The 15,420-nt window shown below is 45.4% G+C and carries 15 protein-coding genes; all 15 read left to right on the top strand.

The window, feature by feature from the left end:
- The first annotated feature begins 203 nt into the window (after window positions 1-203).
- The 15 genes from rd (SRRS_RS21340) (at window position 204) to SRRS_RS21270 (ending at window position 15,385) form a co-directional block, all read left to right on the top strand.
- The gene (rd, locus tag SRRS_RS21340) at window positions 204-365 is read left to right on the top strand and encodes a rubredoxin (protein ID WP_371363371.1); all 162 of its coding nucleotides are present in this window, start codon (window positions 204-206) and stop codon (window positions 363-365) included.
- Window positions 366-512: 147 nt separating this feature from the next.
- On the top strand, window positions 513-839 hold the full coding sequence (locus SRRS_RS21335; protein ID WP_371363370.1) for a DUF1904 family protein: 327 nt from the start codon (window positions 513-515) through the stop codon (window positions 837-839).
- Window positions 840-1,076: 237 nt separating this feature from the next.
- On the top strand, window positions 1,077-1,778 hold the full coding sequence (gene rd / locus SRRS_RS21330; RefSeq protein ID WP_371363368.1) for a rubredoxin: 702 nt from the start codon (window positions 1,077-1,079) through the stop codon (window positions 1,776-1,778).
- Window positions 1,779-1,796: 18 nt separating this feature from the next.
- Window positions 1,797-2,177, top strand: a complete 381-nt coding sequence (locus SRRS_RS21325; RefSeq protein ID WP_371363367.1) for a desulfoferrodoxin — start codon at window positions 1,797-1,799, stop codon at window positions 2,175-2,177.
- Window positions 2,178-2,214: 37 nt separating this feature from the next.
- On the top strand, window positions 2,215-2,751 hold the full coding sequence (rbr, locus tag SRRS_RS21320; RefSeq protein ID WP_371363366.1) for a rubrerythrin: 537 nt from the start codon (window positions 2,215-2,217) through the stop codon (window positions 2,749-2,751).
- Window positions 2,752-3,068: 317 nt separating this feature from the next.
- Entirely contained in the window at window positions 3,069-3,197 is a 129-nt protein-coding gene (locus tag SRRS_RS21315; protein WP_371363365.1) for a hypothetical protein, read from the top strand.
- Window positions 3,194-4,000, top strand: coding sequence for a selenium-dependent molybdenum cofactor biosynthesis protein YqeB (gene yqeB, locus SRRS_RS21310; protein ID WP_371363364.1), 807 nt, complete (start codon window positions 3,194-3,196; stop codon window positions 3,998-4,000). Before SRRS_RS21315 ends, yqeB begins: the two co-directional genes overlap by 4 nt.
- A 62-nt stretch (window positions 4,001-4,062) precedes the next feature.
- Window positions 4,063-5,835, top strand: coding sequence for a sigma 54-interacting transcriptional regulator (locus SRRS_RS21305; RefSeq protein WP_371363362.1), 1,773 nt, complete (start codon window positions 4,063-4,065; stop codon window positions 5,833-5,835).
- Window positions 5,836-6,294: 459 nt separating this feature from the next.
- Window positions 6,295-7,518 (top strand): diaminopropionate ammonia-lyase, encoded by a 1,224-nt coding sequence (gene dpaL, locus SRRS_RS21300; protein WP_371363361.1) that lies wholly within the window; start codon window positions 6,295-6,297, stop codon window positions 7,516-7,518.
- A 61-nt stretch (window positions 7,519-7,579) separates the two neighbouring features.
- Window positions 7,580-8,908 carry a putative aminohydrolase SsnA gene (gene ssnA, locus SRRS_RS21295; protein WP_371363360.1) on the top strand — a complete coding sequence of 443 codons (1,329 nt, stop codon included), beginning with the start codon at window positions 7,580-7,582 and terminating at the stop codon, window positions 8,906-8,908.
- Between the two features lie 24 nt (window positions 8,909-8,932).
- The gene (locus SRRS_RS21290) at window positions 8,933-10,285 is read left to right on the top strand and encodes an 8-oxoguanine deaminase (RefSeq protein WP_371363358.1); all 1,353 of its coding nucleotides are present in this window, start codon (window positions 8,933-8,935) and stop codon (window positions 10,283-10,285) included.
- 63 nt (window positions 10,286-10,348) lie between these two features.
- Window positions 10,349-12,628 (top strand): xanthine dehydrogenase subunit XdhA, encoded by a 2,280-nt coding sequence (xdhA, locus tag SRRS_RS21285; RefSeq protein ID WP_371363355.1) that lies wholly within the window; start codon window positions 10,349-10,351, stop codon window positions 12,626-12,628.
- Window positions 12,629-12,644: 16 nt separating this feature from the next.
- Complete coding sequence (gene xdhB / locus SRRS_RS21280; RefSeq protein WP_371363353.1) at window positions 12,645-13,526, top strand: xanthine dehydrogenase subunit XdhB; 882 nt, start codon at window positions 12,645-12,647, stop codon at window positions 13,524-13,526.
- On the top strand, window positions 13,523-14,029 hold the full coding sequence (xdhC, locus tag SRRS_RS21275; protein ID WP_371363352.1) for a xanthine dehydrogenase subunit XdhC: 507 nt from the start codon (window positions 13,523-13,525) through the stop codon (window positions 14,027-14,029). The genes xdhB and xdhC overlap by 4 nt, the downstream gene beginning before the upstream one ends.
- A gap of 33 nt (window positions 14,030-14,062) precedes the next feature.
- Window positions 14,063-15,385: an NCS2 family permease gene (locus tag SRRS_RS21270; protein ID WP_371363351.1), complete on the top strand. Its 1,323-nt coding sequence runs from the start codon at window positions 14,063-14,065 to the stop codon at window positions 15,383-15,385.
- Window positions 15,386-15,420: the final 35 nt, after the last annotated feature.

Below are 15,420 nucleotides of genomic sequence, written 5' to 3'. Positions count from 1 at the left end.
CAAAAACGCATAATAAAAGTCGAAGTATTTTATGGCTAACTAACCAGAAAGAATAGTTTTTGGAGTAAAAAGTGTTTTGGAAAATAAACAGATAAACCAAATTATATAATAAACTAAGCTTGACTCCCGAATTTTGTGGGATAAATTAGAGTAAGACGTTGATACTAATCTAATGAAGAAAAATTTCGCAAGGAGGCAATAAAATGAAAAAATATGAATGTACAATATGTGGCTATATTTATGATCCGGAAAAAGGGGATCCGGATTCCGGTATTGCACCGGGAACCGCTTTTGAAGATATTCCGGATGAGTGGGTTTGCCCGGATTGTGGTGTGGACAAAAGCCAATTTACAGTTGTTGAATAATAAATAACCGAGGTGCTGCATGACGCTGGTACATTAGAGCGGTTATTCAGTTGAATTTGCTCAAAATTACAGGCGCAGCAACCGGCTATTGACAAAAATAAAGTCTAAAACTAAGCTAATAATAAGAAAATTATACTGGAGGTCGCTATGCCACAACTTATTATAAAAGGCTTAGAGCAAGACAAAGTAAAGCAAATCAGCAAGCCGCTTGTTGACGAGCTGCAACAGATTATAGGCTGTCCGCGTGATTATTTTACTCTTGAGGTAGTAAGCAGTATTTTTATTATGGACGGAGAAGAACGGCAAATAACACCGTTTGTGCAGGTGAACTGGTTCGACCGGGGGCAAGCGGTGCAGGATCAGGTTGCCGCGGCTATTTGCCGTCATTTGCAGCAAGCCGGTTGTCCGCAGGTAGAAACTTTTTTTGTGGTTCTGGAAGAAAACAGATACTATGAAAACCAAAATCACTATTAAAATTATAGAACTAAGTTAAGTAAACAAAGGTTATTATCAGCTGATAGCGGTCTATCAGTGTTAATAACCTTTTTCTGTTCTTTGAAACGAATGCAGGTTGTTTCCTTTTAAAAATACATTTGGATAAAAATAATTAATTAAAAATTATTCTTGCAAAAACACATTTTACTTTGAAGGATTTTAGTAGATAGTGGAGAATAGCATCAATATGGCAATTTTAAAAGGGGGAGGATATATTTGGATAATAAAGTTTTTTATAAGCTAAGTTACGGGCTGTATATAATTGGTTCAACACAAGAAGGAAAGTTCAACGGACAGATAGCAAATACGGTTTTTCAGATATCTTCCAATCCGCAGACTGTAGCGATTAGCATAAACAAAAATAATCTCACCAACGAGTTTATTAAGGCAAGCAAAGTGTTTTCAGTATCGATTTTACCAAAGACTGTACCACTGGATTTTATCGGACGTTTTGGTTTTAAATCCGGTCGAAATAATGCCAAATATGAAACGGTTTCATTTAAAGAAGGCGTAACCGGTGCACCTATATTGTTGGAAAATTCGGTCGCTTATCTGGAAGCAGAGGTTGTTGACATTCTTGAGGTGGAAACCCATACTTTGTTTATTGGAAAAGTTAAAAATGCCGAACTAGTAAGTAATGAAGAACCAATGACATATGCTTATTATCATCAAGTAAAAAATGGCACGGCACCTTCTGTTTCTTCTAACACCAAAAAAGATGAGAATACAGCCAGCGGAACAACAGTAGATGATAAGCTGAAAAAATATGAATGCTCGATATGCGGCTATGTTTATGATCCCGCCAAGGGGGATCCAGATTCCGGGATAGCTCCGGGAACAGCGTTTGCTGACATTCCGGAGGATTGGGTTTGTCCGATCTGTGGTGTGGCGAAAAGCCAATTTACAGAAATTAATTAACAATAAGGAGAGGATAGTATGACAAATGTAAGAGAATTGTACAAATGTAACGTTTGCGGTAATGTGGTGGAAATTGCTCATCCAGGCGCACCGGCGTTAGTTTGCTGTGGTAAGCCAATGGAAAAGCTGGAGGCCCGCGGTGAAGATACCGGTAAGGAAAAACATGTGCCGGTTATCGAAGAAACCGGTGCTGGAATCGTTGTTAAGGTAGGTAGTGTTGAACATCCGATGGAAGAGAAACATTCGATCCGGTTTATCGAAGTCTTAACAAAACATCAAGTATTACGTGCAGAGCTAGTACCGGGACAAAAACCGGAAGCAGAATTTCCGGTCAAACGTCAGGATGTACTAGAAGTCAGAGAATACTGTAACCTGCATGGATTGTGGAAAAATAACTAAAGTCAGGCTAGGTAAAATACAAACGGAGGATATTTCTATGAAAGAACTAAAAGGAACTAAAACAGAACAAAATTTAATGGACGCTTTTGCGGGAGAATCGAAGGCGAGAAATAAATATACTTACTTTGCGTCTGTGGCCAAGAAAGAAGGGTATGAGCAGATTGCCGCTTTATTTTTGGAAACAGCAGAAAACGAAAAAGAACACGCTAAAATATGGTTTAAAAAACTCGGCGGAATCAGCAACACGATGGCTAATTTAGAAGAAGCCGCTGCCGGGGAAAACTATGAATGGACAGGAATGTATCCCCAGATGGCCGAAGAAGCTCGCCAAGAAGGATTTGACGATATTGCGCGGCTGTTTGATGGTGTAGCTAGAATCGAAAAGGAACATGAAGAACGCTATAAAAAGCTTTTGCAAAATATCAACGATGGACAAGTATTTAAGAAAGACGGAAAAGTATTCTGGAAATGCCGGAACTGCGGCCACATCCATGAAGGCTTAAATTCACCGGAAAAATGCCCGGTTTGCGACCACCCGAAAGCATATTTTGAAGTAATGGCTGCTAACTTTTAGTTGCGCTTTTGCTTAGAATTAAGCAAACTAAGAAGGAATAAGGTTATTATCGGCTGATAGGTTTATCGGTGATAATAGCCTTTTTCTTTTGCAATAGGGGTTTTAATCCTCTATTTCAGGCAGAGACTTGATAGTGAATTGGTGGTTTCTTCCTTGCTATACGGAACGACGTTTATTGGCGACTAATAGATTTTATGGCATGGTTCTTGCTACAATTATAATACAACCGCTGCTATTATAACGGCGGAGACTTGCTAAGGCACAAGCTCAATAAAGCTAAAACGTTTGCTGCATTTAACAGGAAGGAGCGGAAACTAGTGAAAGAAAGATGTGTTTCAGGAAAAAAATTGCAGTATTTGCAGTACCCGGAAGGGGAACGAGCTGGCATACGAGAATCTAAATTATATAATGTGCCGCTTACCATGGCACAGGGGTGGATAGTATGAGACCGCTAATTGTAATAAAAGGTGCCGGTGATTTGGCGACAGGTATTGCTCACCGGTTATTTATGAGCGGTTTCCGGATTATTATGACCGATTTGGCTCAGCCAACCGTCGTCCGGCGGACAGTGGCTTTTGCGGAAGCCGTATTCACCGGATCAATGATTGTGGAGGGGGTAACGGCAGTAAAGACAGAACTCACCCAGGCTATCGAAGTGGTTCAGCAAGGTAACATCGCAGTAGTGGTAGACGAACAGGCTGCGGTGGTCGGACACTATAAGCCATGGGGAGTGGTTGATGCTATTTTAGCCAAGCGAAATTTGGGCACTACCATCGGGGATGCTCCTGTTGTCGTCGGTGTAGGGCCAGGATTTATTGCTGGAACCGATGTACACGCCGTTGTGGAAACTAAGCGCGGCCACTATCTGGGGAAAGTTATTACCAGCGGAGCCGCTATACCGAACACCGGCATTCCCGGCGATGTTGGCGGTTATACTCACGAACGGGTTTTGCGGGCTCCTGGTAGTGGTATTTTCCAGACAGTGGGCCAAATTGGCCGGCAGGTAGCGGCTGGTGAGATTGTTGCGAGGGTAACCGGGGTACCTGTGCAGGCTACGATTTCAGGTGTATTGCGGGGGCTGTTACGGGATGGCCTGGCCGTTACGCCGGGGATGAAGGTCGGCGATATTGATCCTCGCTGTGTACCAGACCATTGTTTTACCATATCGGATAAAGCGCGGGCTGTGGGCGGCGGAGTGCTGGAGGCTATTCTCCTCATAGGCAGCCGGCAGAAAGTACGGATATTTTAAAACTCCGGTTATGGTAGACTTGGTGCAATAATAATACAGTAAAGGCAAGTGGATTGCGAAAGATGAAAAAATCAATTTTGCAAGAAATACAGGATGCTGTTGTTCAATATGCCAAAATTATTGCCCATGTTATCCGTGTTGATGTTGAGATTGTGGATACAAATTTATATCGTATTGTTGGTACCGGTGTTTATGATACCGGCATTAACGAAGATATGTCCCGGGAGGGATTTGTCTATAAGCATGTACTGGCCACCGGCAAGCCTCAATTTATTGAAGAACCCGGCAAACATGAATTATGTAACTTTTGTCCTAAACAAGGTCGTTGTGATGAAAAATTGGAGTTATGTACGCCTATCCTATTAGGCGATGAAATCATCGGGGTTATCGGCCTGATTTGCTTTGAAGAGGCCCAGAAGAAACAACTATTGCAGGATTTGAGTTTTTATCAGTTGTTTTTAGAGCAGATTGCTGACTTTATTAGTGCTAAGGCCTATGAACGGCGCGAAAGCGAGCGCAATCAGCGCATGATGGAAGTCTTATTCCAGGTCATTAATAATGTGGATAAGGGGGTATTGCTGCTAGATAAGAGCAGTCAGATTGTCCAAATTAATGACAGTGCCATCAAGCAGCTCCAGCTTACTGAAAATTGTATGGGCAAACCGGTCTCGATCGTAGCTACAAGTGACTCGATGCTCGGCGTAGAAGAGTATAAGGTTACTATTAATAACACCACCTATTTCCTTATGGGGGATTTATTTTCAGTATCTTCAGGGCTGTCGTCCTATGAGCGGATTTTTATTTTTAATGAGATAAAAAATGTAAAATCAGGTATTTATGATTTAACCAAAGTAGCAATACCAGTCACTTTAGATAATATTGTGGGCTGCGCGCCGGTTACCCAGCAGCTTAAAGCCAAGTTAAGCAAAATTGCCGATTCTAATTCTACCGTCCTTATTACCGGGGAAAGCGGTACAGGTAAAGAGGTTGTTGCCAGAGCTATCCATGCTGCCGGCAACCGCAGTGAACGGCCGTTTATTGGTATTAACTGTGCTGCGATTCCTGATACACTGCTGGAGAGTGAGCTATTCGGGTATGTTAAGGGGGCGTTTTCCGGAGCTGACCCCCGCGGGAAAATCGGTAAGTTTGAACTAGCTAACAAGGGAGTAATTTTTTTAGACGAAATTGGTGATATGCCTTTGTACCTGCAGGTCAAGCTGCTCAGAGTGCTGCAGGAGCGCAAGCTTGTGCGCATTGGCTCTAACCAGTTGCTTTCCCTTGATGTTCGTGTTATTGCTGCTACGAACAAAGATTTAAAAGAGCTTATCAAGGAAAAAAAATTCCGGGAAGACTTGTATTACCGCTTAAATGTAATTCCTCTTGAGGTGCCGCCACTGCGTAATAGGGTTGAGGATATTGACCTACTGGTCGACTCTATGATGGAGAAATATGGCGGTTTGTTCCGGAAAAAAATCCGCGGCATTGAGCAGGATACTATGAATTTATTAAAGCAATACAGTTGGCCGGGAAACATCCGGGAACTGGAAAATACCGTAGAGTTTATGATTAATATGGCTGATGCCGATGGCTATCTGACGAGGGATACGCTGCCACGAAGCTTTTTTGACAACAAGGCGGTTTTGGCGGATGAGCAGCAGACAGGTTACATAAAGCCATTGCGCCAAATCGAACAGGACTACATACTGAAAGCGGTTCGCCAATTTGGCGATACTACTCAGGGAAAGCTGGCGGCTGCCAAGCATCTGGAAATTGGTATTGCTACTTTGTACCGGAAGCTGCATGAAATAGAGGCCGAACAGAATAAGATAAAGTAGACTGACTTTCAGATGGGGTTATAACCCCACTTGAAGGTTAGTCGCCTTTATGAATAAAAACATCCTTTCTACTTTTTTAACATAAAGAGAAAGGATGTTTTTATCATTATGATAACATGACAGCAGATATTTTGCAGACGAGGGGTGAGTGAGTTAGCAGTAGTATAAGGAACAGACCAAATGGGAGTTAAAATCAGAAGGTTTCCTATCAAAATGATAAGTTTTATCATTTTGATAGGAAACATAAGCAAATTTAATGCTCTCAATGAACAGATTTTTTAGAATTTTGTAGAAAAAAAGAGGATTGGCATAGATGGCTTACTATGATTTTATGGGGGCTGTGTGCTAATTTGCCTTATTTTAAAAAAGGCCATATTTCTGCTATGGCTTATATTGGCATGCTTATTGCAAAGTAAATAAACAAGAAAGAACACAATAATCAGAAACGAGGTACTAGAAATGGAGCAGCAAATAAAATGGGTCAAAAATCAAATGAACGAAAAAAGCCAAAAGGTTTCGATTAACTTCCTAAGCTTTTCCGAAATTAGCAAGGTAAGACAATTCCACAAGAGTTTTCCCGAATATAGTACAACTCCGCTGCAGCAATTAGATGATTTGGCTGCACGACTGGGTGTAGCCGGGGTATATGTTAAAGACGAGTCTTACCGGTTTGGTTTAAATGCTTTTAAGGTGCTTGGCGGCTCGTTCGCCATGGCCAAGTATCTGGCGCAGAGCTTAGGTAAAGACATAAGCGAGCTGGATTATAAACGACTGACTTCTGAGGAAATTCGTAAGCAGTTGGGAGAAATCACTTTTACCACTGCTACTGATGGCAATCATGGCCGGGGGGTTGCCTGGACGGCAAACCGCTTAAAGCAAAAGTCGGTTGTATATATGCCTAAAGGTTCTTCTGAAACAAGGTTGAAAAATATTCAGGCTGAAGGTGCCACAGCTTCGATTACCAATCTCAACTATGATGATGCTGTCCGTTTGGCTACCGAAAATGCAAATAAGTTCGGTTGGGTTGTTGTACAAGATACGGCCTGGGAGGGGTATGAAGATATTCCTACCTGGATTATGCAAGGGTATGGCACTATGGCTTTGGAAGCTTTGGAACAGCTTAAAACGGCTGGTGTGGAAAAGCCCACCCATGTGTTTGTGCAGGCAGGCGTTGGTTCGTTAGCCGGTGCGGTCCAGGGTTTCTTTGCCTCAGCCTGTCCGGACAATACGCCGGTAACGGTAATCGTTGAGTCAGATCAGGCTGACTGCTTATACAAATCAGCTTTGGCTAACGATGGCGAACCAAGAATTGTTACCGGTGAATTAACAACCATAATGGCAGGCTTAGCTTGCGGTGAGCCCAATGTCATTGGCTGGAACGTACTGCGTGATTATAGCGATATGTTTGTTTCCTGTCCTGACTGGGTGGCTGCCAAAGGTATGAGGGTACTGGGAAATCCTGTAGGCAAAGATACCCGGGTAATTTCCGGGGAATCGGGTGCTGTTACTGCCGGTCTCTTAACCGAGTTAATGACTAATCCGGATATGGCTGAAGCCAAAGCCAAGCTGGGACTGGATGAAAACTCGAGAGTTCTTTTGTTTAGCACCGAAGGAGATACTGATCCGGTTAAATATCGCAGCATAACCTGGGATGGTGAGTGTCCTACACCGGCGCGCCGCTAAATATACTGTTAGGAATGGGTAACCGGAATTTGAATTAAATCACAAACGGGGAGTGGGGAGCATGTTACTTGTAGGAAACGGTACTGTTATAACGAGAGACGCAGGATTGCCCTATCTAGACAATGGCTGTGTGGCTATTAAAGAAAACGTCATCGTCGAAGTGGGAGATACCCAAAGCATACGTAAAAAATATCCGGCTGCTGCGTTTATGGATGCTAAGGGCAAGGTAATTATGCCAGGCATGATCAATACCCATATGCACCTATACAGCACCTTTGCCAGGGGAATGGCACTCAAGGATGCTCCTCCCCAAAATTTTGTTGAGATTTTAGAAAGATTATGGTGGCGGCTGGATAAGGCGCTGACTTTAGAAGATGTATATTATAGTGCTTTGCCGGTCTTAATTGATTGTGTCAAAAACGGTACAACTACTATTTTTGACCATCATGCCAGCCCGGGTGTTGTTAGGGATAGCTTGTTTATTTTGGCTAAGGCAGCTAAGGTAGCCGGGGTGCGTGGCAGTTTCTGCTACGAGGTGTCTGACCGGGATGGCGAAGGCGTAATGCGTGAAGGCATCCGGGAAAATGTTGAGTTTATCAAACACGCTAACAACGATCAGGATGAAATGGTTCGTGGCATGTTTGGGTTGCATGCTTCTATGACCCTGAGTGATAAAACTCTTGCTGCATGTGCTGAGGCTAACGCCGGTACTGGCGCCGGTTTTCATGTGCATACAGCCGAAGCCGCCTCTGACCTGGAAGCCGGTTTGCGGCAGTACGGAAAATCACCGGTAGAACGGTTTGTTTCCCATAATATGTATGGCCCTAAATCAATTGCCGTACATTGTGTGCATGTAACGGAGAGAGATAAGGAGCTGCTTAAGGAAACCGGGGTTAATGTTGTCCACAACCCTGAATCCAATATGGGAAATGCGGTAGGCTGCTCACCGGTACTTGATTTGATGAGCCGGGGTATCAGAGTGGGATTGGGTACTGACGGCTATACCAGTGATATGTTCGAATCGTATAAAGTGGCGAACATTTTACACAAACACCATAACGCCAGCCCCAGTGTTGCCTGGGCGGAAGCGCCGACAATGCTGTTTGCCAATAATGCCGGTATCGCGGCAGAGTACTTCTCTCGTCCGCTTGGACGGTTAGCTGCCGGCTGCTATGCCGATGTTATTATAGTTGATTACTGCCCGCCAACCCCATTAACCAAGAATAACGCCGATGGACACATTTTGTTTGGTATGTCTGGCCGCAGCGTAGTCAGTACCATTATTAATGGCAAGGTTGTTATGGAAAACCGTCAACTCACAGGTATTGACGAGCGGGAAGTGTGTGAAAAAGCCCGTCAGCTCAGCCGTAAGCTGTGGGAGCGTTTTTAAATAAAGCAGGGAGAGCGATGCTTTATGACAACAATGCTGATAAAAAACGCCAAGGCAATTGTCACTGTAGATAAAGATGACAGCATATTAGAGAATCAAAATATCCTGCTATGTGATAACCGGATTGAGTACATTGGTTTAAGATGCCCGGCAGCTGAAGAAACGATTGATGCCTCAGGAATGTTTGTATATCCCGGTCTAATTAACACCCACCATCATTTGTACCAAACCTTTACCCGCAATTTGCCGCAAGTGCAAAATATGGAACTGTTTCCTTGGTTATGTACTTTATATGAAATATGGCGGGGCTTAACACCGGAGATCATCTATCACAGTTCATTAGTAGGCATGGGCGAGCTTCTAAAATATGGCTGCACTACGTGTTTTGATCATCATTATATATTTCCCAAAACCAATTCCGAGCAGTTCATTGATCAGCAATTTGCCGCAGCCAGCCAGTTGGGTATCCGTTTTCACGCATCCCGGGGGAGTATGTCCAGAGGCAAAAGCAGCGGCGGATTGCCGCCGGATGATTTAGTCCAGACAGTAGATGAAATTCTTAAGGACAGTGAGCGGTTGGTTGACAAATACCACGATAAAAGTAAGTATTCTATGCGCCAGGTGGCTCTTGCTCCCTGCTCACCGTTTAGTGTTACCAGTGATTTAATGAAAGAAACGGCAGTCCTGGCCAGGACCAAAAAAGTCCGGCTGCATACCCATCTGGCAGAAACTAAAGAGGAAGAAGAATACTGCCTCAAACTATTTGATTTAAGGCCGCTTGCTTATATGGAAAGTCTCGGCTGGGTTGGTAGTGATGTCTGGTATGCACATGGCATAGATTTTAATGAAGACGAACTGCAATTGCTGGCGGCAACGCAAACCGGTGTGGCGCATTGCCCTGTTTCTAATCAGAAGCTGTCCTCTGGGGTGGCGCAGCTTCCCCGGATGCTGGAACTCGGAGTGCCTGTCGGTTTGGCGGTGGATGGCAGCGCCAGCAATGATGGTTCTAACCTGTTAGGCGAAATCCGGACGGCCTTCTTACTGCACCGGCTTGAGGCAAGTTCTAAGGCACCCACCGGTTATGATATTCTGAAACTGGCCACAACCGGCAGTGCCAAAGTACTGGGACGCGAGGACGTTGGCAGTCTGGAAGCCGGTAAAGCCGCCGACTTATTTATGATAAATGTTAATACCCTGGAATATGTTGGTACTCATTTTGATCCTAAGTCTCTATTAGGAACAGTCGGTGTATCCCGGCCGGCAGCCTATACCATTGTTAATGGCCGAGTGGTTGTGAAAGACGGCAAGCTTTGTACGATTGATGAAGAAAAAGTTACCGCCTACGCTAATGCGCTGGTAAATAAACTGAATGCCTAGGAAACTCAATTCGATGCAGGTCCGGATGGATATGCACTTTTGAACGGAAAGGAGGAGAAAAGAATGAGTGTGGGCAAGAGTTTTCCGCGTGTTGACGGCATGGTCAAGGTAACAGGCAAAGCCCAGTATGTTGATGACATATATGAAAGAAATATGCTCCATGCCAAGGTTTTTCGCAGTACTATTGCCAACGGCTGGGTTAAAAAAATTGATATAAGCAAGGCCAAGGCCCTGCCGGGTGTGGAAGCTGTCGTAACTTACCAGGATGTTCCTAAACACACTTTTCCTACAGCGGGTCATCCCTACAGTAAAGATCCGGCACACCAGGACGTGGCAGACCGCAATCTGCTGACCCAGCGGGTGCGGCTGTACGGTGATGAAATCGCCGCCGTTATCGCTGTTGACGAGCTGACAGCTGAAAAGGCTGTACGGCTGATTGAAGCGGAGTACGAAGAATATGCCCCGATTTTAACAGCAGAGGATGCCCTGAAAGAGGGCGCAATCGAAATCCATGAGGGAACAAAAAATATTGTTGGTCATGACAACTACAAACTGGGCGATGTTGAAGCCGCATTTAGCCAGGCTGACTTTATATTTGAAGATAAGTTTGACACCAGCACCGTGCAGCACTGCGCCATGGAGAACCATACGGCCTATGCCTATATTGATAATAACGGCAAAATTACGGTTGTGTCTTCCACCCAAATTCCGCATATTGCCCGCCGGATTGTCGGTCAGGCACTGGGAATACACTGGGGGCGGGTACGGGTAATTAAGCCGTATGTCGGCGGTGGTTTTGGCAGTAAGCAAGACGCTGTTGTTGAACCGCTGGTCGCCTTTTTAACGACTATTGTTCACGGGCGGCCGGTACGCCTGCAGTTTAGCAGGGAAGAAACCTTTATCGCCAGCCGGGTGCGGCACGCCATTTCCTATAAGCTGCGGACTGCCGTCAACAAGGACGGTATGTTGGTCGCCAGGCAGGCGCAAGCCGCTTCCTTAAACGGCGGCTACGCTTCCCACGGACATTCTATTGCTGCCAACAGCGGTTCAAAATACCGGCAGTTATACAATCAGAAAGCAATAAACTATGAATCCCAAACCCTCTATACCAATATGCCTTCAGCCGGTGCTATGCGGGGTTACGGGATTCCCCAGGTTATGTTTGCCTTAGAGAGCCATATGGAGGATGTTGCCAGAGCAATTGATATCGATCCGATTGAGTTCCGGCTGAAAAACATTACCAGACAAGGCTGGAAAGATCCGCTTAGCCGAATTATGGTCGGCAGTAATGGTCTTGCCGAATGTATTGTCAAAGGCAAGGAACTTTTGCGCTGGGATGAAAAAAAAGCCCTGCTAGAGAACCAAGCAGGACCTAAGCGCCGCGGTATTGGTATGGCTAACTTTGCCTATGCCACCGGTACACATCCGGTGGGACTCGAAATTGGCGGTGCCCGTATTGTTATGAATGAGGATGGGTCGGTACAGGTACAAATCGGCGCTACTGAAATCGGTCAGGGCAGTGACACCGTATTTTGCCAAATGGCGGCCGAGACCATCGGCATTCCTATGAATATGGTAAATATTGTTGCCGATCAGGATACTGACATTTCTCCGGTCGATACGGGTTCTTACGCATCCCGGCAGACGTATGTAACTGGTATGGCCGTAAAAAAAGCGGCCGAGGAAATTAAGCGCAAGACCCTTGATTATGCCTGGGGTATGACCGACATACCGGCAGCAGCGATGGATATTGTCGACGGCTGGATTATTTACCGGCATAGCGGTGAACAGCTTATGCCGATAGCCGAAGTGGCGCTTGATAGTTGGTACAATACCGTCTTTGCCAGTCCTATTACTGCCGATGTCACCAATAATGCCAGGGTAAACGCTTTGGCGTTTGGCTGTACTTTTGTTGAGGTTGAAGTAGATATACCCACAGGTAAGGTTGAAGTGCTGGAGATTTACAACATTCATGACGCCGGAAAACTAATTAACCCCCAACTGGCCGCCGGTCAGGTACACGGTGGTGTCAGCATGGGAATTGGTTATGCATTGTATGAACAACTGCTCTTTGACAGCAAAACAGGAAAACCCTTAAATAACAATCTGCTGGACTACAAATTAATGACTACAATGGATACTCCGGACATTGGGGCTGAATTTATCGAAACCTACGAGCCTACCGGTCCATATGGGAATAAAGCTTTGGGTGAACCGCCAGCCATTTCTCCTGCACCTGCTATCCGCAACGCCATTTTAGATGCAACCGGTGTTAAGTTTAATCAAGTACCCATGACTCCGCAGCGGCTTGTGGAAAAATTTAAGGCGGCAGGCTTAATTTAGAGAAGGGGTGACCGGGATGTACGATATTGCCAGGTATGAAGAAGCGTATACGGTGGAGGAAGCGATTGCTTTATTGCAGTCCAATCCCCGTGCCGTCATCATTTCCGGTGGCAGTGATATTCTAATCAAGCTTCATGAAGGCCGAATGCCGGAAGCCGAATTGGTAAGCATCCACGGTATACCGGAGTTGAAAGGGATAACGCTGACCTCAGATGGTACCATTGCTATCGGTGCAGGCACAAGCTTTACTACTATAAGCCGTGACGTGATTGTACAGCAGTATATTCCCGTGTTAGGGGAAGCGGTAGGCATGGTAGGCGGGCCTCAGGTACGTAATATCGGTACTATCGGCGGTAATGTTTGCAATGGAGTAACGTCGGCTGACAGTGCGTCGACCTTATTTGCCCTGAATGCCTTGCTAAGGATTCAAGATTCTGCCGGCGAAAGGCTAGTTTCCATTCATGATTTTTACAAAGGCGCGGGTAAGGTAGACCTAGCCCATGGTGAAATTTTAACCGCTATTTTGATTACCAGAGAAAACTATGCGGGCTTCAGCGGCCACTATATCAAATACGCCATGCGTAATGCTATGGATATAGCTACCTTAGGCTGCGTTGTTGTCTTAAAGCTTACTAGTAAAAATAAGGTGGAGGATTTCCGGTTGGCCTTAGGAGTTGCCGGACCCACTCCCCTGCGCTGCCCCAAGACGGAAGCACTGGCCAAAGGCCGGCTGTTTGATGATAAATTGGTGGAGGAAATCGGAAAAATGGCCATTTCCGAAGTTAATCCCCGGACCTCCTGGCGTGCTTCCAGAGAGTTTCGTTTGCAACTGGTGGAGGAATTAAGTAAACGAGCCTTTGTGGAGGCTTGCCATAAAGCCGGGGGTGCCGCGATATGATGACAAGAAGAATTGCTTTTACCGTGAATGGCAAGGATCATACTCTCGAAGTTGATGTACGGGAATCGCTGTTAGATGTGTTGCGTAACAGATTGGATCTGACAGGGGTGAAAAAAGGTTGTGCCGTAGGCGAATGCGGCGCTTGCACGGTACTCATTGACGGCGAGCCTTTTGATACCTGCATTTATCTGGCCGTATGGGCGGATGGCAAAGAAATCCGCACAATTGAGGGCGAAGCCAAAGAGGGGAAGCTGTCTCGGGTACAGGAGGCTTTTTTAGAAGAAGCGGCCGTGCAATGTGGTTTCTGTACTCCGGGACTGGTTATGACAACAACTGCTTTGGTGGAAAGCGGGCAATCGTATACCAAAGAGGAAATCAAGAGGGAACTTTCCGGCCATATGTGCCGTTGTACTGGATATCACAACATCATAAAAGCTGCTGAAAAAGTGTTAGACGAAAATGCCGGGAAGGTCCATGACTGCTGTGGGAAATGCCATCAATAAGATGGATTTACCATATAAACGGGAGGGGAAAAAATGGACCAAGGTATACTTGATCGACTGTTTAAACTCAGTCAGAAGGAAACAGACGTCAAGACAGAAATGCTGGCCGGCTTGACCACTTTTGTGGCTCTTGCGTACATCATTTTTGTCAACCCCAACATTTTGGCAGATGCAGGAATTCCCAAAGAAGCTGCCATTGCTTCAACTATTTGGGCGACTGCATTAGCTACTACCCTTATGGCCGTGTGGGCCAACTTCCCAATCGCCGTAGCACCTGGTATGGGGCTAAATGCATTCTTTGCTTACTATGTAGTCGGCGTATTGCAGCTTTCCTGGCAGGTTGCGTTAGGCGCGGTATTTTTCTCAGGTATCCTATTCCTTATCTTAACCATCGGCGGTATTCGACAAGCCATCATCAAATCTGTACCCATGAACCTGAAATGTGCTATCGGCGTAGGTATCGGCTTATTTATTGCTTTTATCGGACTAAAAAATGCCGGCATTATTATTGCAGATAAAGCGACATTTGTAACAGTGGGCCATTTGACAAAAACAGAACCGCTGCTTGCGTGTTTCGGCCTGATTTTAACTGCGGTACTCATGGCCAGAAATGTAAAAGGTTCCATGCTTATCGGGATTATTACCACAACGATTTTAGGAATGTTTGTTGGTGCTGTGCCGACACCCCAGGGGATCAACGATATCGTTAGCTTCAGTCTTCCCAGTATGATGCCCACCTTTATGCAGTTAGACCTGATAGGCGCGTGGCATTATGGCATATTCTCCATTATCTTTACCTTTACCATTGTCGAGCTTTTTGACAATATGGGCACCCTCATCGGCTTGACCCGCAAGGCTAAGTTGATGAACGACAAAGGAGAAATCGAAAACCTGGATAAAGCGCTGACGACCGACGCGGTTGGCACACTTACCAGTGCGATTTTTGGCACCTCAACCGTAACCTCTTATGTAGAAAGTGCAGCCGGGATCGCCGAAGGCGGTAAAACAGGTTTGACTGCCCTGACGATTGCAGCCTTGTTCCTGGTCTCCTTACTGTTTGCGCCGCTGATTGGCTTGGTACCCGGCTTTGCTACTGCTCCGGCACTTATTCTGGTAGGCGCACTTATGATGGCTGAAATCGTTCACGTTAAATTTGACGACTTTACCGATGCTTTGCCGGCCTTCCTGACCATCATTATGATGCCCTTAACTTTCAGTATTGCCAACGGTTTTGCCTTTGGTTTTATCAGCTATACCTTTGTTAAGGTATTGGCCGGCCGCGCCAAAGAAGTCAGTGTGGTTATGTGGCTTGTCAGCTTGGCTTTCCTGGCAAACTTCTATATGCGTCTTCACTAAGCCAATGACAAATTTCGTAATCTTTAGAAATTTGG

The sequence above is a fragment of the Sporomusa rhizae genome (assembly GCF_041428845.1).
Classification (GTDB): domain Bacteria; phylum Bacillota; class Negativicutes; order Sporomusales; family Sporomusaceae; genus Sporomusa; species Sporomusa rhizae.
Note: the sequence above shows the minus strand (reverse complement) of the source record. Positions and strands in the feature narration are given on the sequence as shown.

Bases quoted from the DNA above. Each gene is read 5' to 3' on its own strand.
- rd (WP_371363371.1), top strand. From the start codon at position 204: ATGAAAAAATATGAATGTACAATATGTGGCTATATTTATGATCCGGAA.
- SRRS_RS21335 (WP_371363370.1), top strand. From the start codon at position 513: ATGCCACAACTTATTATAAAAGGCTTAGAGCAAGACAAAGTAAAGCAA.
- SRRS_RS21325 (WP_371363367.1), top strand. From the start codon at position 1,797: ATGACAAATGTAAGAGAATTGTACAAATGTAACGTTTGCGGTAATGTG.
- rbr (WP_371363366.1), top strand. From the start codon at position 2,215: ATGAAAGAACTAAAAGGAACTAAAACAGAACAAAATTTAATGGACGCT.
- yqeB (WP_371363364.1), top strand. From the start codon at position 3,194: ATGAGACCGCTAATTGTAATAAAAGGTGCCGGTGATTTGGCGACAGGT.
- SRRS_RS21305 (WP_371363362.1), top strand. From the start codon at position 4,063: ATGAAAAAATCAATTTTGCAAGAAATACAGGATGCTGTTGTTCAATAT.
- dpaL (WP_371363361.1), top strand. From the start codon at position 6,295: ATGGAGCAGCAAATAAAATGGGTCAAAAATCAAATGAACGAAAAAAGC.
- ssnA (WP_371363360.1), top strand. From the start codon at position 7,580: ATGTTACTTGTAGGAAACGGTACTGTTATAACGAGAGACGCAGGATTG.
- SRRS_RS21290 (WP_371363358.1), top strand. From the start codon at position 8,933: ATGACAACAATGCTGATAAAAAACGCCAAGGCAATTGTCACTGTAGAT.
- xdhA (WP_371363355.1), top strand. From the start codon at position 10,349: ATGAGTGTGGGCAAGAGTTTTCCGCGTGTTGACGGCATGGTCAAGGTA.
- xdhB (WP_371363353.1), top strand. From the start codon at position 12,645: ATGTACGATATTGCCAGGTATGAAGAAGCGTATACGGTGGAGGAAGCG.
- xdhC (WP_371363352.1), top strand. From the start codon at position 13,523: ATGATGACAAGAAGAATTGCTTTTACCGTGAATGGCAAGGATCATACT.
- SRRS_RS21270 (WP_371363351.1), top strand. From the start codon at position 14,063: ATGGACCAAGGTATACTTGATCGACTGTTTAAACTCAGTCAGAAGGAA.